The organism is Rubrivirga litoralis, assembly GCF_031846415.1.
GTDB lineage: Bacteria > Bacteroidota > Rhodothermia > Rhodothermales > Rubricoccaceae > Rubrivirga > Rubrivirga litoralis.
On sequence record NZ_JAVRHT010000023.1, the window covers coordinates 13,433 to 29,934 of the forward strand.

A 16,502-nucleotide genomic window follows, 5' to 3' on the forward strand; every position below is an offset into this window, starting at 1 on the left:
ACCCGTTCGATCGCCTTCTGGTGGCACAGTCGGCCGCCGAGGGCGCTCGCCTCGTCTCCCGTGACCCGCTCCTGCAGGCGTACGACGTCGACCTCCTGTGGTAGCTCGGCTCGTGGCGCCACCTTGGCGAGAGCCTTGCGCTGGAGCGGTGCCGCCGTGGCAAGGCCCCACCGCTCCCCTGACGTGCCGCCCCGCCCTCGGTCGAGGCGCAGAGCGGCCGCCCCGCCAAGCCGGCGTGAACGGGCACCCCCGCCCCGCCCCGCCGCGTACTTTCAGCCACGCCTGAAACCTCTTGCCATGGCCGGCCTCGTCGTCATCCCCGATCCCACCGCCTCCGACGACCGCGTCGAGGCCCTCGTCGACGCCCTCCACGGGTTCGGGTTCGACGTCCACCGGACGGGCGGGGCGGCCGTGGTCCTCGGCGCGATGGGCGTCGACGCCGACTTCGACGTCCGCCACATCAAGGTGCTCCCCGGCGTCCGCGACGTCGTCCGCATCACGAGCCCGTACAAGTTCGCCGCGCGGACGTGGCACCCCGACGACACCGTCGTCGACGTGGACGGGCTCGCCGTGGGCGGGGCGGAGCTCGTCGTCATGGCCGGGCCGTGCTCGGTCGAGGGCGTCGACCAGATCGAGGCGTCGGCGGCGGCCGTCGCCGCGACCGGCGCGCAGATCCTGCGGGGCGGGGCGTTCAAGCCGCGCTCGAGCCCGTACTCGTTCCAGGGCATGGGCGAGGAGGGCCTGCGCATCCTCCGCGAGGCCGGCGACGCGCACGGCCTGAAGGTGGTCACCGAGGTCATGACCGAGCGCCAGATCGACGTCGTGGGCCGCTACGCCCACGTGTTCCAGATCGGCGCCCGGAACATGCAGAACTTCGCGCTCCTCAAGGAGGTCGGGCAGGCCGGGCTCCCGGTCCTCCTCAAGCGCGGCATGTCGGCGACCATCGAGGAGTGGCTGATGTCGGCCGAGTACGTGCTCGCCGAGGGCAACCCGGACGTGATCCTGTGCGAGCGTGGCATCCGCACCTTCGAGACGGCGACGCGCAACACGCTCGACCTCAGCGCCGTGCCCGTCGTGAAGCAGCTCTCGCACCTCCCCATCATCGTCGACCCCAGCCACGGCGTCGGCATCCGCGACAAGATCGGGCCGATGGCGCTGGCTGGCGTCGCGTGCGGGGCCGACGGGCTCATGATCGAGACGCATCCCAACCCGCCCGAGGCGCTCTCCGACGGCCCGCAGTCGCTCTACCTCGACGCCTTCGACGCGCTCATGGGCCGGGTCCGCGCCGTCGGCGCCGCCGTCGGCCGGGACGTCCCCGAGCCCCGCCCCGCCCCGGTCGCCGAGGCCGCGTAGGGTGGGGCCGAGCCCGCCCCGCCCGCCGATGGCTCGGGCGGGGCGGTTCTGCGGCGCGTGCCGTCGGGGCGGGGTGGAGGAGGGCCGCCCCGCCCGCGCGTGCCGTCGGGGTGGAGGGCGCGGCGCTTGCCCGCCTCTTCTCCTCTTCTCGTCCACATCCTCCTTCGCCCCACGTCGGACGTGGCCCCGTTCTTGCTAATGTGGGGGCGGCCCCAGACCTCGACCCTCCTCCCCCCAAATTCTATGTGTGGCATCGTCGGATACATCGGACCCCGCGAAGCGGGCGACCTCCTCGTGAGCGGGCTCCGCCGGCTCGAGTACCGCGGGTACGACTCGGCGGGCGTCGCCGTCGTCAACGGGGCGCTCGACGTGCGCAAAAAGGAGGGCAAGGTCGACGAGCTCGCCAAGCTCCTCGACGCCCGGCCCGTGAGCGGGACCGTCGGCGTCGGCCACACGCGGTGGGCCACGCACGGGCCGCCGAACGACGTCAACGCGCACCCGCACGAGGCGTCGGACGGGTCGTTCGCGATCATCCACAACGGGATCATCGAAAACTACGGGGCCATCAAAAAGCGGCTCATCGAGAAGGGGTACACGTTCGAGTCGGAGACGGACACTGAGGTGCTCGCCCACTTTATCGAGGACGTCCAGAACGAGGCCGACCTGAGCTTCCCCGAGGCCGTCCGCCAGGCGCTGACGCAGGTGGACGGGGCGTACGGGATCGTGGGCATCAGCCGCGACGACCCCGACATGCTCGTCGTCGCCCGCAACGGCTCGCCGCTCCTGCTCGGGATCGGCGACGGCGAATACTTTATCGGCTCCGACGCGAGCCCGTTTATCGAGTACACGCGGAACGTGGTGTACCTCTCGGACGGCGAGATGGCGGTCGTCCGGCGCGACGGCTACAAAGTGTTTCAGATCGACGGGGCGCCGGTCTCGAAGGAGGTCCACGCGCTCGAGTGGGACCTGGAGGAGATCGAGAAGGGCGGCTACGAGCACTTCATGCTCAAGGAGATCATGGAGCAGCCGCACTCGGTCGCCGACGCCATGCGCGGCCGCGTGCACCCCCAGGAGGGGCAGATTCGGCTGGGCGGGCTCCAGAAGGTGCTCCCGCAGCTCGTCGAGGCCGAGCGGATCGTGATCTGCGCGTGCGGGACGAGCTGGCACGCCGGGCTCGCAGGCGAGTACCTCATCGAAGCGCTCGCGCGCGTCCCGGTCGAGGTCGAGTACGCGTCGGAGTTCCGGTACCGGAACCCCGTCCTCACCGAGCGGGACGTGGTCATCGTCATTTCGCAGTCCGGCGAGACGGCCGACACGCTCGCGGCGGTCCGCCAGGCGCAGGGGGCGGGGTGCCTCGCCGTCGGGCTGGTCAACGCGGTCGGGTCGACGATCGCCCGCGAGACGGACGCCGGCGTGTACCTCCACGCCGGGCCAGAGATCGGCGTCGCGTCGACGAAGGCGTTCACGGCGCAGGTGGCGGTGCTGGCCCAGATCGCGCTGCTCCTGGGCGCCGAGCGCGGCGTGCTCTCCCAGGACGAGGTCCGCCGCCACGCCGAGGCGCTCGCCGCCATCCCGGCCCAGATCCAGACGGTCCTCGACGGCGAGGAGCAGATCCGCCGGATGGCCCGCGACTACCGCTACGCCTCGAACTTCCTCTACCTCGGGCGCGGCGCCAACTTCCCGGTCGCGCTCGAAGGCGCGCTCAAGCTCAAGGAGATCTCCTACATCCACGCCGAGGGCTACCCGGCGGCCGAGATGAAGCACGGGCCGATCGCGCTGATCGACCAGTTCATGCCCGTCGTGTTTATCGCCACGCGCGACGCGACCTACGAGAAGGTGGTCTCGAACATCGAGGAGGTCGCCGCCCGCGGCGGGACGGTCATCGCGATCACGGACGAGGGCAACCGCGACCTCGACGCGCTCGCCGAGTACGTGGTCGAGGTGCCCAAGACGATCGATGCGCTGGAGCCGCTCCTGACCGTGATCCCGCTCCAGCTGCTCAGCTACCACATCGCCGTCATGCGCGGGGCCGACGTGGACCAGCCGCGCAACCTCGCTAAGAGCGTGACGGTGGAGTAGCGGGCGGGGCGGGGGAGACGAGCCACCCCGTCCGCCGCGGGCGGACCCAAAGGGCGGGGCGGTGCACGGTGTTTGGGACGGGCGGGGTGGGCGTCGTAGCGTCGCCGGCCTCACACGCCACCCCGCCCATGCGCGCGCTCCTGCTGGTTTTTGCCGTGTTGGTCGTCGGCTGCGACTCGTCGGGCGACGACCTGCTGCCTGTCGAGGGCGGGGTCCTCGTGAGCCTTGCGCCCCTGGTCCTGTACGACGACCTCCCGGTCCCCGAGCCGATCCCTCCGTCGGCCGTCATCGTTCGGACCGTAGAGGAGGCCTACTGCGTCGCAGACGAGCTTGTCGTCGAGACGAGTCCGACCGCGGAGGGCTTATCCATCGAGGTCCTAGATGTCCGCGTCAGCGACCAAGCGTGCCCCCGGATCCGCGTAGCGGCCGACGCAACTCTAGACCTCCCCGACGGCGTGGGAGACGGGTTCGAGATCGCTGTGACGGGGCCGAGGCTGCCCCGCGACGTCTACGTCCTCGTCCTCCGGGGCGGAGCGTACCGGCTGGAGAAAGACGCGGCAAACTGAAGGAAAACGGGGCGGCCACCCCGCCCCGCCCGCGGAGTCGGCGGGGAGGAACGCGCTCGGGCGGGGCGGTAGATTTAGGACCCGCCCCGCCCGGTTCTCGCCACCCGCCCCGCCCCCGCGTTCCGCCCGATGATCAATGCCGACGCCCTCGACGCCCTGCTCGCCCGCTACCAGGAGGTGCTGGCCGAGATGTCGACGCCGGAGGTGGCGAGCGACGTAGCGAAGCTGGCGTCGCTGGGTCGCGAGATGTCGGGCCTGGAGCCGGCCGTGAAGGCGGCGCGCGCGTGGCGCGAGCTGTCGGACGAGGCCGCCGGGCTCCGCGAGATGGCGGCGGCCGAGGAGGGCGAGCTGGCCGAGATGGCCGAGGCCGAGCTCGAAGACGTCGAGGCCCGGCTGGCGACGGCCGAGACGACGCTCGAAGAGGAGCTCGTGCCGAAAGACCCCGAGGACGTCCGCGACGCCATCGTCGAGATCCGGGCGGGGACCGGCGGCGACGAGGCGGCCCTGTTCGCGGGCGACCTGTTCGAGGTCTACCAGAAGTACGCCGCCACCCACAACTGGGGCGTCGAGGTAATGGACACGAGCGAGGGCACAGCCGGCGGGTTCCGCGAGATCACGTTCGCGCTCAAGGGCGCCGACGTGTTCGGGTTCATGAAGTACGAGTCGGGCGTCCACCGCGTCCAGCGCGTGCCGCAGACCGAGAGCCAGGGCCGCATCCACACCTCGGCGGCGACGGTGGCGGTGCTGCCCGAGGCTGAGGAGGTCGACGTCGAGATCCGGGCGCAGGACGTCCGCGTCGACGTGTATCGCTCGTCGGGGCCGGGCGGGCAGTCGGTGAACACGACCGACTCGGCCGTCCGCCTGACGCACGTCCCGACCGGGCTCGTGGTCTCGATCCAGGACGAGAAGAGCCAGATCAAGAACAAGGACAAGGCGTTCCGCGTGCTCCGCAGCCGACTCTACCAGCTCGAGCGCGACCGGGTCGACGCCGAGCGCTCGGCGGCCCGGAAGGAGATGGTGGGCTCAGGCGACCGCTCGGGCAAGATCCGCACGTACAACTGGCCCCAGGGCCGCGTGACGGACCACCGCCTCGAAGGCGACGACAAGAACCACGCGCTCCAGGGTGTCCTCGACGGCGGGCTCGACGAGATCGTCCGGGCGCTCCGCCTCGCCGACCGCGAGGCGCGCATGGCCGAGGCTGCGGGCGGGGCGTAGAGGACCGGGCGCGGGCGGGGCTCCTCCACGCGTCCGCCCCGCCCGAGCGATGGTCGGAGCAGCCTCGGGCGGTTCCGCCCCGCCCAAACGGCCTCTACGACGGCTCCTCTTCCATTGGGAGAGGGAGGTCGCGCAGCGTCGGCGCAGCCAGCATGGGGGCGGGGCGGCTCATGCGGGATCGCTGAGTTCGTGAGGCGCTCGCTACCCCGCCCGGCTTGAAACCCCTCACCCTGTCCCTCTCCCGCTGGGAGAGGGGACCTCGTAGGGCGGGGCGGCGCGAGACGGACGCACAACAAACCGTCAGAACCGGCATCAGGTGGCGCATCAACCGTGCGATCTGCTGGCAGGACTGAGCAGGCCAGTCCGGGGCAGCACCACCCCGCCCAAGCGCCGGCGGGCGGGGCGGCCGCCTCTACCCGTCGCCGCGCAGGCGCGCCAGCGTCTCGGGGTCGAGGAGGTCGGCCAGGCTCGTCGCGCTCGACGCCGGGCCGCTCGGCTTCCCTTTGTCGGGAGGCCCGCCCGAGCCGCCCCGCCCGCGCGAGGCGCCGCCGGACGAGGTCGCCCCGCCCTTCGCCGCCTTGGAGCCCCCGGACCGCTTCCGCTTCCGTTTGGCCGGCCGGGCCTCCGCCGACGCCTCGCCCTGAGACATTTCAGACGGGGCGGGGCGGGGCGTCTCCGTCGACAGGTCGACCGTTTTGCGGACGATCGGACCCGGCCCGAGCGAGGCCGCGGCCGACTTCCGGCGCGGGGGTGCTCCCGCCTTCCCCGTCGAAAAGTCGACGGTCCGCCCCACCTTCACTTCCGGCGCGCCCTCGGGGGCCGGCAGGGGCACGAAGCGGACGGGCTTGGGCGGGGGCTTCGACGGCGCCTTCCCCGTCGAGAGGTCGAGCGGCCGCCCCGCCCGCAGCGCGGGACGGTTGGGCGGAGCGGTGGCGGGGGTCGCGTCGGGCGGAGCGGTCTCCCCGTCCGGGCGGGGCGTGTCGTCGGCCATGTCGGGTCGAGCGGGGCGGGCGGGGCGGCTGAGAAGCTACCGCGCGGTGGCGACGCCGTAGCCGGCGCGTTCGACGGCTGCGACGAGCATGGCCCGCGTCGTGTCGGGCGCGGCGTCGACGACGGCGCGGCTCACCTCGACGTCGCGGACGTCAGCGCCCGGCACGCTCTCCAGCGCGTTGCGGACGGCCGCGACGCAGTGGTCGCAGGACATCCCGTCGATCGTGAGCTCTTCGGTGTGGGAGCGGGGCGGGGCGGACATGGGCGGGGTGGCGGGCGGAGGCCCGTTGTAAGCGGGCGCCGGGCACAGGTTCTGCCGCCCCGCCCGCTACACCTCCACGACGGCCGTGCGGACGGCCGGCGTGGCGTCGGGGTCGGTCCACGCGACGACCACGCCCGGTCCGAGCGCCGCGACGACCGGCACTCCGCTCTCGCGCCCCGCCGGCACCGTCGCCACCGTCTGGGGCGGGGCGGTCACCCCGCCCTCCACGCGGCGGACGCGGACCTCGGCCGCCCCGCCCGTGCGCTCCAGCCACGTCACGGCCGCCGCGCCGTCCGGGAGCAGCGCCACGCCCACGCGGCCGAGCGGGGCGCCGCCGTCGACCTGCGCCGGAGCGCCGAAGGTGGCGCCGCCGTCGTCGGAGAGCGCCACCTGCACGCGCGGCCCGCCCCCGCCCTCGGTGTACCAGGCCAGCGCGACGCGGTCGCCCCGCGCCGCGAGCGCCGGCCCGTTGACCGGGCACCCGTGGATCGTCCACCCGTCGGCGTGGGGGATCTCGGGCTCCGTCCACGCCCCGTCCACGAGGCGGACGACGGCGATATCGCGGACCTCCTCGGGCGAACGGTCGCGGTAGGCCACGACGAGGCCGCTCGGCGTGGCGACGGCGGCGGTCGGGCAGCAGTCGCACGTCCGCGCGTCGAGCTCGGCCGCGTCCGTGATCGCGCCGTCCGGGCCGAGCGCGGCGTAGCGGAGCGTCATGGCGCCGGCGGCGTGATCGTGGCCGCCGCCCTGGTTCCGCCCGTCGAGCCACACCAGCCCGCCCGCCCCGCCCTCGCCGGCGACGACCGAGACGAACCCGTGCTCGGCCGCGACGCCGTCGTCGTGCGGCGTGACCGGCTCGCCCCACGCGCCGCCCCGCCCCTGCCGCACGCGGACGTCGTAGGCGTAGGGCGAGTCGCGCTCGGGGTGCAGGACGAGCGAGTGGGCAACGAGGCCGCCGCCGGGGAGCGCCACGACGCCCGGCGTGTCGGCCCAGTTGACGAACCGGCCCCTCCCGGCGTCGGCCGTCTCCGCTCCGCCCCAGCCGTCGCCGGTCCACCGCGCGTAGCGGAGGGCGGCCGAGTCGCCGCGCGCCTCGGTCCACGACAAGAGCGGGGCGCCGTCGCCGTCCAGGCTCAGCCGCGGGGCGAGGGCGCCGCCGCCGGCCGGCACCGCGCGCTCGCCCGCGACCACGGGCGGGGCGGGCTCCGCCTCCGGCGCGTCGGCCGGCGCGCAGGCTGGGCCGACGAGGAGAGCAGCGAGAACGAGGGCGGCGGTGCGCGCCGAGAGGGAGGGCGTCGGCATGGCGGGCGGGGCGTGGTGGCGGAGGGTAACGCCGCGCGGCGCCCGGCGACCGCCCCGCTCCAAACGACGTGCGCCCGCCCCGACAAGCCGGAGCGGGCGCACGACCGATGTCGGGCGGGGCGGCTACGGCCGCGCGTTGCCCTCGACGTGGGCGTACACGGCCGCCTCCCCGCCCTCGCCGACCACGAGCACGTCGTACGGCTGGCGGAGGTCGCCCTGCTCCATGCCCGGCGAGCCGATGGGCATCCCCGGCACGGCGAGCCCGCGGGCCTCGGGGCGCTCGGCGAGCAGCCGGCGGACGTGCTCGGCCGGCACGTGGCCCTCGACGACGTACCCGTCGACGACGCCCGTGTGGCACGAGGCGAGGTCGCTCGGGACGCCCAGACTGTCCTTGACGGCCGTCAGGTCGGCCACGTCGCGCGACTCAACGCGGAAGCCCTCGCCCTCCATGTACGTCGCCCACGTCTTGCAGCACCCGCACGTCGGGCTCTTGTACACGGTGAGGACCGGGGCGTCGGCGGGCAGGCTCGCGGGGAGCACGGCGGGCGCCGCTTCGGCCGGCTGCTCGGCGGTCATGTCGACCGCGGTCTCGCCCACCTCGCAGGCGGCGAGGGCGAAGACAGCGGCGAGGGCGAGGGGCAGGCGGAACATGCGGGGGCGGGGTGGGGGAGGGGGCAACGGGCGGGGCGGGCGGGTCCTGCCCGCCCCGCCCCGGCGGGCGTCGTCTTGACCGTTCCTGCGCAGTCGAGGAGCCTACTGCTCCGTCCCCGGCGTCAGCGCCTCCTCGACCTCGGTCGTGTTGTCAGCCGTCCCCGTGGTCGGGGCGGGCTGGTCGAGCGGGACCGGCGCGTCCGCCGTGGCCGCAGCCGAGGGGAGCGCCTCGTCGCCCAGGCCGGGCTCCACGACCGGCACATCGACCACGGGCACGTCGGACACGCCGTTGCTGCGGCGGACGTCACCGTAGTAGTCGCCCCGGGGCGTGTGAACGGCCTGGGCGCCGTCGGGGCGTCCTTCCCACGTGCAGCCGGCGAGGGCGGGGAGGGCGAGGGCGGCGGCGAAGGCGAGAACGCGGAGGGTCATGGACGGGGCGGCGGCGGCGGGAGGAAAGCCGTAAACCTGCGAGGGCGGGGTGAGGTCCGCGCCTCACGTGATCTCGACACCTCCCCGCCCGGCGCCCGCGGGGCCGCGGCGGGCGCTCCTTATCATTGCGGACCGCTCCGCCCCGCCCGCCTATGTCCACGCCTCTCCTCCTGCTCGGTGCCGCCGCGCTCCTCGCCGCCGCCGCGCCCGCCGCCCAGACCGCCGAGGTCCTCCCCGCCCTCGACGGCGACCCCGTGGTCCTGGTCGTCCACGGCGGGGCGGGCACGATCACGCGCGCGGCACTCACGGACGACGACGAGGCCGCCATCCGCGCCGTGCTCGAGCAGGCGCTGCGCGCGGGTCACGCCGAAGTCGTCGCCGGCCGCCCCGCCCTTGACGCCGTCACGGCCGCGATCGGGGTCCTGGAGGACGACCCCAACTTCAACGCCGGGCGGGGCGGCGTCTTCGCCGCCGACGGGACCGTCCGCCACGACGCCTCGGTCATGGACGGCGCGACCGGGCTGGCCGGCGCCTCGACCGGGACGATGCACGTCCGCCACCCGATCCGGCTCGCGCGGGCCGTCATGGACGGCTCGCCGCACGTGCTGCTCTCGGCCGAGGGCGCCGAGGAGTTCGCGCTGCAGCAGGGGCTCGAACTCGTCCCCAACACGTTTTTCCACACCGAGCGCCGGCTGGGGTCGCTCCGGGCCGTCCAGGAGCGCGAGCGGTCGGCGTCGGGCGCCGTCATCACCGGGGGCGGGGCGGGGCCGGAGCCCGAGGCGTGGCAGATGCACGGGACCGTCGGGGCCGTGGCGCTCTCCTCCAGCGGCCACCTCGCGGCCGGGACCTCGACCGGCGGCATGACCAACAAGCGGTGGGGCCGCATCGGCGACAGCCCGCTCATCGGCGCCGGCACCTACGCCGACGACGCGACCTGCGGCGTGAGCGCGACCGGCCACGGCGAGTTCTTTATCCGCCTCGGCGTCGCCCGCGACATCGCGGCGCGGATGGCGTACCTCGGCGAGGGCGTCGACGAGGCGGCCACGCACGTGATCCACGACACGCTGGGCGGGGCGGGGGGGACCGGCGGCGTCGTCGCGCTCGACGCCCAGGGGCGCGCGTCCATGCCGTTCAACACCGAGGGCATGTACCGGGGCACGATCACGCGGAGCGGCGTCGTGACGACGGGGATCTACGGCGACGAGTGAGCGCCGCGCCGCCCGACGACCTCCGGCCCGACGACCTCCCGTACGACGCCGTCGCCGCCTCGCAGGCGCTGGCGCGGGCCGACCCCGCGCTCGGCGACGTGATCGCCCGCGTCGGCCCGCCGGTGATCCGGTACCGCCCGGCCGAGACGTTCGACGCCCTGCTCCGGTCGGTCGTCTACCAGCAGCTCTCGGGGAAGGCCGCGGCCACGATCCACGGCCGCGTGCTCGCCGCCTTCGGCGACCCGGCGGACCCGGCCGCGATCGCCGCGGCCCCCGACGACGCGCTCCGCGCCTGCGGCCTGTCGCGGGCCAAGGCGGCCGCGCTGCGCGACCTCGCCGGCCGCCGCCTCGACGGTTCGCTGCCCGACCGCCCCGCCCTCGCCCAGATGCCCGACGCGGACGTCGTCGAGGCGCTCACGGCCGTCCGCGGCGTCGGCCGGTGGACGGCCGAGATGGTCCTCATGTTCACGCTCGGCCGCCCCGACGTCTGGCCGACGGGCGATCTAGGCGTCCGCGAGGGGCACCGGATCGTGAGCGGGGCAGCCGAACGGCCCACGCCCCGCGAGCTGGAGGCGGCCGGCGAGCGCTACCGCCCGTGGCGGAGCGTGGCGGCGTGGTACCTCTGGCGCGCCGTCGACCTGCACCGCGCGGGCGGGGCGGGGTAGGGGCGGGGAGGAGAAGAAGGGTGGAGGAGGGGAGGTGCGGAGGAGACGCGCACCCGCCTCTTCTCGTCCGCTCCTCTTCTCCTCGTCGGGGTTACGTCGCGGGCGGGGCGGGGTCTACCGGGCACCGCCCCGCCCTCTGCGCCCCACGCCGCCCCGCCCGTGTACCGCCCCGCCCTGACCCTGCCGACCCGAGTCGGGTCGGCCGTCGTCCTGCTGCTCGCCCTCGCCCGCCCCGCCCCCGCCCAGGAGGCCGCCGCGTCTGACGGGGCCGAGGTGGGCGGGGCGGCGCTCCACGACGAAGTCGTCGCGTGGCGGACGTACTCGGACGACCGGGCCGCGCGCGTCCGCGTGTTCGCCTCCGGCGACGAGCGCCGGCCGGTCGTGGCCGTCGTCGACGACCGGGCCGCGAATGGCGGGGCCGTCACCGACGAGGCCGCGTTCGTAGCCGACCTCGTCGGGCGCGCGCTCGGGTTCGACCCCGTGGCGGCGACGTTCGTGTTCCGGTTCACGCCGGCCGCCTTCGTCGAGGGCGCCGCCGACGGCGGCAAGACGCTGCTCCTCCAGGCCACCTTCCGCCGGACGGCGAGCGGCGGACTGGGCTCGCCGTCGTGGCGCGTTCTCACGCCCGACCGCCTCGACGCCCTGACCGACCGCGGCCTACGGTAGGTCTCGGCGGGAAAAGGGTTCTGTCGGGAGGTTCCGTAGGCGGCCGTCGGGGAGATTCGAGGCGCGGCGGCGGGACCCGTTTGGGCCGCCGCGCGTAGACGGTTGTCTCAACGACTACCTCCCGGCACCCTCCCCCGGCTCACCGCTCCATGACCACCATCGACGCTCAGACGCTCCGCCTCGACGAGCTTTCCGAAGCCCTTCGCATCTCCCGCCAGACGCTCGTCCGCTGGACTGACCGCGGGCTGATCGACGCCGCCCTCGACTGGGGCGTCTCCGACGCCAACGAAGAAACGCGGCTCATCCAGATCACGCCGTCGACGCGCGACTTCCTGGAGGGCTTCGCCGGCGAGTACCGCGAGGACACGGTGAGCCGGACCGAGGCCCGCCGCCTGCTCAAGCTGATCGACCGGAACCAGGTCCAAAAGCTGATCCGCCAGGGGAGCATCAAGGCCAAGAAGATCAAAGGCGAGACGCGCGTGAGCGTGGGCAGCGTCGAGGACTACCTCATGACGCTGGAGGAGACCGACTAAGGGCGAGGGGTGAGAAAGGACGTGGGATGGGGGGATATTCCGCCGGGGCTTCTGCCCATTCCTCCATCCCTCTCGTCCCGACTCCCCCCCCATGACGCTCACGCTCCCCGACGGCCGCGAGGTGCGGCCGGGCAAGGTCCTCTGCATCGGCCGCAACTACGCCGCCCACGTCCGCGAGATGGGCGACGTGGCCGAGCCGCCCGCCGAGCCCGTCGTCTTCCTCAAGCCTTCGACCGCGCTCGTCGCCGACGGCGGCGAGGTGGTCCTGCCGCGCCAGTCCGACGAGGTCCACCACGAGCTCGAACTCGTCGCCGTCGTCGGGCGGGGCGGCCGGCACATCCGCGAGGCCGACGCGCTCGGGCACGTCGCCGCCTACGCGCTCGGGCTCGACCTGACGGCCCGCGACCTTCAGGCGCAGGCAAAGGCCAACAAGGGGCCGTGGAGCATCGCCAAGGGCTTCGACACGTTCGCCCCGCTCGGCCCGCTCGCCGCGGCCGAGAGCGTGGGCGATCCGGGCACTCTCGAGATCGCACTCTCGGTGGGCGGGGAGGAGCGGCAACGGGGAACGACCGGCCACATGATCCACTCGGTCCCGCGCATCGTGGCCTTCCTGTCGTCCGTGTTCACGCTCGAACCCGGCGACCTAATCTACACGGGCACGCCCGAGGGCGTCGGCCCGGTCCGCGACGGCGACCGGCTGGAGGCGACCGGGACGCGCCTCCCCGCCCTCACGGTCACGGCGCGGCGCGAGGCGGCCGTGTAGGCCCAGGGCGGGGTGGCCCAGGGCGGAGCGGCGTACGAAGGCGGCGGGCGTGCCGTTCGGAGCCCCGCCGCCCCGCCCCGTGGCGCGGCACGTCCGCCGGGGGCTGGCCCGGCGGCTCCCGTCTCCCGCCCCGCCCGTCGCGTGTCCGTGCGCCCCGTTTTCCTCGCCGCCCTGGTGGCGCTCGTCGCGGGCGCCGCCGCCGCGCAGCCGGTCCGCCTGGAGGCGACGGTGGTCGACGCCGAGACGGGCGCCCCGCTGGCCGGCGCGACGGCGCAGGTGGCGGGGCAGGAGGGGGGCGCCTCGGCCGACCGCGACGGCCGCCTGTCGCTCGCGCTGCCCGCCCCGCCCGACACGGTCGTCGTGCGGTTCGTGGGCTACGCGACGGCCCAGGTCGTCGTCACGGCGGACGAAGCCGCCGCCGCCCGCGCCGAGGGCGCAGGCCGCCAGGACGCAAACCGCCAGGACGCAAACCCTCGGGGCGGGGCGGTCCGCCGGACGATCCGCCTGTCGCCGGCCCCGTTCGTGCTCGGCGAGGTGACTGTCACCGACGAGCCGCCCGGCGAGCGCCTGTGGCGGCGGCTCCTGGCGCGGCGCCAGAGCCTCGCGGCCCGGCTCGGCCAGTACGGCGCCGAGGCCTATGGCCGCCTCCTCCTCACGCGCGACGGGCCGACCGACGTCCGCCCGTTCCCGTTCGCGCTGACCGAGACGCTCTCGAACCTGTCGTGGGGGCGGGGCGGCGGGCTCCGTGAGGAGGTCGTCGCGCGGCGGCGGCTGCCCGAGGGCGGCCCGTTCGAGTGGGCGCGGATGAACCCGGTCCCCGACCTCTACTTCGAGGACGCGCTCGCGCTCGATGGCCGGTCCATCCCCTCGATCACGCGGCCCGACGCGCTCCGCTACTACGCCTTCCGCCTGGGCGAGACCGTCGAGGCCGACGGCCGCCGCTACCTCGACCTCGCCGTGATCCCGCGGCGGGGCGGGCTCGTCGCCGGCCGCGTCCGCGTGGTCGACACGCTCCTCGTGATCGCCGAGGCCGACCTCCGCCTCGACGCCGCCCGGACGGCGGCGCCCGTCGACGCGCTCGACGCCTCGTACCGCTGGCGCTACGAGCCGGCCGACGCGGGCGGGGCGCTGGGCGACTCGGCGTGGCTGCCCCGGCGGTTCGAGCGCGAGGGGGCCGTCACCGTCCGCGTCCCCGGCACCCGCGTGCCGACCGTCCGCTTCCAGCAGACGTCGGTGCTCGACCTCGTGCTGCCCGGCGCGCCCGGCGAGGCGGCCGACCTACGCCGCCGGTACCGGAGCCCGCGCGGCGTGTACACGGGTGCCGGCGTCTACCGGGCGGGGCGGCGGGCGCTCCCACTGGACAGCCTCGAGGTGGCCGTCGACACGTCCGACCGCGTCCGCCGGTCGACGCTCGCGGAGCTGCTGCGGCCGCAGGAGGGGATCGGGTTCGGCGGCATCTTCGCCGGCGTGAGCCGCCTGCTGGGCGCCGGCTTCGATGTCGAGGGCGACGACGACGGGTAGGGCGGGGCGGTCGCCTTCGACGGCGAACTCGGCGTGATCGTGGACCCAGATGCCGGGTCGTCCGTTGTGGAAGGCACCCGCACCACACTCTGTCGGCCGATAAGGTGTCCCAGGCGGGTTGGACCACTTTTCGCAGGCCCGGTTCAATGAGCGCTGGCGCGGCGTCGTTGACGCCGCGTTCGCCCGCCGCCCCGCCCTCACCGCTGCCTACGCCCCGCCCGTGCGCGAGATCTTCCGCCAGCTCAACTACCTCCTCTCGGCCCGCGAAAAGCGGAACGGGGGGCTCCTTTTTCTCCTCATGCTGGGCGGGGCATTCTCCGAGGTGGTTGGGGTGGGAGCGATCCCTGCGTTCCTCGCGGTCATCGTGATCCCCGAGAAGATCCTCGAGTACGGTCCAGCCCGCGCGGTCTACGACACCCTTGGCATCGGGTCGTCCCGCGAGATGATCCTGTGGGCGGCGGTCGGGCTGATCATCGTGTTCGTGGTCAAGAACCTGTACCTCACGTTCCTCGCCTACGCAAAGGCACGGTACTCGTCGAACCGACAGGTCGGGGTGTCGAACCGGTTGTTTCGGGCGTATCTGAGCTCGCCGTACACGTTCCACCTCCAGCGGAATACGGCCGAGCTGCTGCGGAACACGAACTCGGAGGCGTCGGCTATCTCGAGCGTCGTCCTGACCCTGTTCATCTTTGGGATGGAAGGGATGGTCCTCGGGCTCATCTTTACCGGCCTGCTCGTCGCCCTCGGCCCGGTCCTCACGCTCGTGACCTTCGCCACATTCGGCGTGCTCACCTACCTGTTTTGGCGGGGGACGCGGACGAAGGTCAAGGAGTTCGCCAAGGAGGAGCAGCGGCACCGGAAGCAATCGGTGATGGCCGTGAACCAGGGGCTCGGCGGGTTCAAAGACGCCCGGGTCCTCGGCCGCGAGGACTACTTTCTCCAGTCGTACCGGGAGAGCACGGTGTTCAAGGCGAAGGCCGCTCAGTACAAAGCGTTCATCCAGGCCACGCCGCGCCTGTTCCTAGAGACCATCGCCATCTCTGCCCTCCTCGGCGTCACGGCGTTCTACGTCATTCAGGGGCAGGACATCGAGCTCGTCGTTCCGACCCTGACCCTGCTCGCGGTCGCCGTCATCCGGCTCATGCCGTCGTTCACGAAGATCGCTGGGGCCGTTAACTCGCTCCAGTGGCAGAAGCGGGCGATGAACGCCGTCTACGGCGACCTCATCGAGCTCGACGCCGTGAAGCCCATCGGGCGGGGCGGGGCGCCGGTCCCGTTCGAGCGCGAGCTCCGCCTGGAGCGGGTGAGCTACCAGTACCCGAATCAGGAGGGGACGGCGCTCGATGACGTGACGCTGACGGTCCCGAAGAACTCCTCCGTCGGGTTCGTCGGGCCGTCGGGGGCGGGCAAGACGACGGTCGTCGACGTGGTCCTCGGGCTCCTCGACCCGACCGCCGGCCGCGTCACGGTCGACGGCGCCGACATGCGCGAGCACATGGCAGGGTGGCAGCGGAAGATCGGGTACATCCCCCAGCAGATCTTCCTCACCGACGACACCGTCCGCCGGAACGTGGCATTCGGCCGTGACGACGCGGAGATCGATGACGCCCAGGTGTGGCGGGCGCTCGAGGCGGCCCAACTCCGCGAGACGGTCGAGGCGCTCCCGGAGGGGCTCGATACCCACGTCGGCGAGCGGGGCGTCCGACTGTCGGGTGGCCAGCGCCAGCGGATCGGGATCGCGCGAGCGCTCTACCATGAGCCTGAGGTCCTCGTCATGGACGAGGCAACGAGCGCGCTCGACAACCAGACCGAGCGGCAGTTCGTCGAGGCCCTCGAAGGGCTCCAGGGCGAGCACACGATGATCGTGATTGCCCACCGGCTGAGCACGGTCCGGGGCTGCGACACCCTGTTCATGCTCGATCAGGGACGCCTCGTGGCCGAGGGCAGCTACGACGACCTCATGTTGACCAGCGAGGTGTTCCGCCGGATGGCAGGTGAGCCCGCCATCGCAGTCCCGGTCGCCGGCTAAATGACCGGCCGAACGCGGGCACGCTGCCACCGCCTAGGACGGAGTGCATCGCAGCCGCGCCGGCCTGCATTCGCGCCGGTGCGCACCCGCGGGCGGGGTGGTTCTGCCGACGGCGTCTGTACCAGACCAAGTGGCTAGCCGCCCCGCTCAGGGCCGTTTTCCCTCCGAGGGAGCGGCGTTCCTGTGTTATGTAAAGACAGGAGCTCAGAAGGGCGGGGTGGTGAGCGCACGAGAGCAGTCTCCCGCCCCGCCGGCGAGGTCGCAGCCCGA

General features: G+C 73.8%; 16 protein-coding genes. 11 read left to right on the top strand and 5 right to left on the bottom strand.

Annotation, left to right across the window (positions count from 1 at the left end; all coding sequences use genetic code 11):
• The first annotated feature begins 297 nt into the window (after positions 1-297).
• The 4 genes from aroF (at position 298) to prfA (ending at position 5,213) form a co-directional block, all read left to right on the top strand.
• Positions 298-1,353 (top strand): 3-deoxy-7-phosphoheptulonate synthase, encoded by a 1,056-nt coding sequence (gene aroF, locus RM540_RS10575; RefSeq protein ID WP_311663864.1) that lies wholly within the window; start codon positions 298-300, stop codon positions 1,351-1,353.
• A 243-nt stretch (positions 1,354-1,596) separates the two neighbouring features.
• Complete coding sequence (glmS, locus tag RM540_RS10580) at positions 1,597-3,432, top strand: glutamine--fructose-6-phosphate transaminase (isomerizing) (RefSeq protein WP_311663866.1); 1,836 nt, start codon at positions 1,597-1,599, stop codon at positions 3,430-3,432.
• Positions 3,433-3,500: 68 nt separating this feature from the next.
• Positions 3,501-3,998 carry a hypothetical protein gene (locus tag RM540_RS10585; protein WP_311663868.1) on the top strand — a complete coding sequence of 166 codons (498 nt, stop codon included), beginning with the start codon at positions 3,501-3,503 and terminating at the stop codon, positions 3,996-3,998.
• 129 nt (positions 3,999-4,127) lie between these two features.
• Positions 4,128-5,213 (top strand): peptide chain release factor 1, encoded by a 1,086-nt coding sequence (prfA, locus tag RM540_RS10590; RefSeq protein ID WP_311663870.1) that lies wholly within the window; start codon positions 4,128-4,130, stop codon positions 5,211-5,213.
• A 412-nt stretch (positions 5,214-5,625) separates the two neighbouring features.
• Here prfA and RM540_RS10595 read toward each other — a convergent pair whose 3' ends face one another.
• The 5 genes from RM540_RS10595 to RM540_RS10615 form a co-directional block, all read right to left on the bottom strand.
• Positions 5,626-6,204, bottom strand: coding sequence for a hypothetical protein (locus RM540_RS10595; RefSeq protein ID WP_311663872.1), 579 nt, complete (start codon positions 6,202-6,204; stop codon positions 5,626-5,628).
• A 36-nt stretch (positions 6,205-6,240) separates the two neighbouring features.
• Positions 6,241-6,465, bottom strand: coding sequence for a heavy-metal-associated domain-containing protein (locus tag RM540_RS10600; protein WP_311663874.1), 225 nt, complete (start codon positions 6,463-6,465; stop codon positions 6,241-6,243).
• Between the two features lie 66 nt (positions 6,466-6,531).
• Positions 6,532-7,767, bottom strand: coding sequence for a hypothetical protein (locus RM540_RS10605; protein WP_311663876.1), 1,236 nt, complete (start codon positions 7,765-7,767; stop codon positions 6,532-6,534).
• A gap of 123 nt (positions 7,768-7,890) precedes the next feature.
• Positions 7,891-8,418: a DUF411 domain-containing protein gene (locus tag RM540_RS10610; RefSeq protein ID WP_311663878.1), complete on the bottom strand. Its 528-nt coding sequence runs from the start codon at positions 8,416-8,418 to the stop codon at positions 7,891-7,893.
• Positions 8,419-8,520: 102 nt separating this feature from the next.
• Entirely contained in the window at positions 8,521-8,847 is a 327-nt protein-coding gene (locus RM540_RS10615; RefSeq protein WP_311663880.1) for a hypothetical protein, read from the bottom strand.
• A 152-nt stretch (positions 8,848-8,999) separates the two neighbouring features.
• On the opposite strand from RM540_RS10615, the gene RM540_RS10620 reads away from it, so the two are divergent.
• From RM540_RS10620 to RM540_RS10650, 7 genes are all read left to right on the top strand, one after another.
• On the top strand, positions 9,000-10,055 hold the full coding sequence (locus RM540_RS10620) for an isoaspartyl peptidase/L-asparaginase family protein (RefSeq protein ID WP_311663881.1): 1,056 nt from the start codon (positions 9,000-9,002) through the stop codon (positions 10,053-10,055).
• Positions 10,052-10,720, top strand: a complete 669-nt coding sequence (locus RM540_RS10625) for a DNA-3-methyladenine glycosylase family protein (protein ID WP_311663883.1) — start codon at positions 10,052-10,054, stop codon at positions 10,718-10,720. The genes RM540_RS10620 and RM540_RS10625 overlap by 4 nt, the downstream gene beginning before the upstream one ends.
• A 159-nt stretch (positions 10,721-10,879) precedes the next feature.
• Entirely contained in the window at positions 10,880-11,386 is a 507-nt protein-coding gene (locus tag RM540_RS10630) for a hypothetical protein (protein WP_311663885.1), read from the top strand.
• A 149-nt stretch (positions 11,387-11,535) separates the two neighbouring features.
• Entirely contained in the window at positions 11,536-11,919 is a 384-nt protein-coding gene (locus tag RM540_RS10635; protein ID WP_311663887.1) for a hypothetical protein, read from the top strand.
• A gap of 91 nt (positions 11,920-12,010) precedes the next feature.
• Positions 12,011-12,682 carry a fumarylacetoacetate hydrolase family protein gene (locus RM540_RS10640; protein WP_311663889.1) on the top strand — a complete coding sequence of 224 codons (672 nt, stop codon included), beginning with the start codon at positions 12,011-12,013 and terminating at the stop codon, positions 12,680-12,682.
• A gap of 147 nt (positions 12,683-12,829) precedes the next feature.
• On the top strand, positions 12,830-14,203 hold the full coding sequence (locus tag RM540_RS10645) for a DUF5686 family protein (RefSeq protein ID WP_311663891.1): 1,374 nt from the start codon (positions 12,830-12,832) through the stop codon (positions 14,201-14,203).
• A 118-nt stretch (positions 14,204-14,321) separates the two neighbouring features.
• Entirely contained in the window at positions 14,322-16,232 is a 1,911-nt protein-coding gene (locus RM540_RS10650; protein WP_311663893.1) for an ABC transporter ATP-binding protein, read from the top strand.
• Positions 16,233-16,502: the final 270 nt, after the last annotated feature.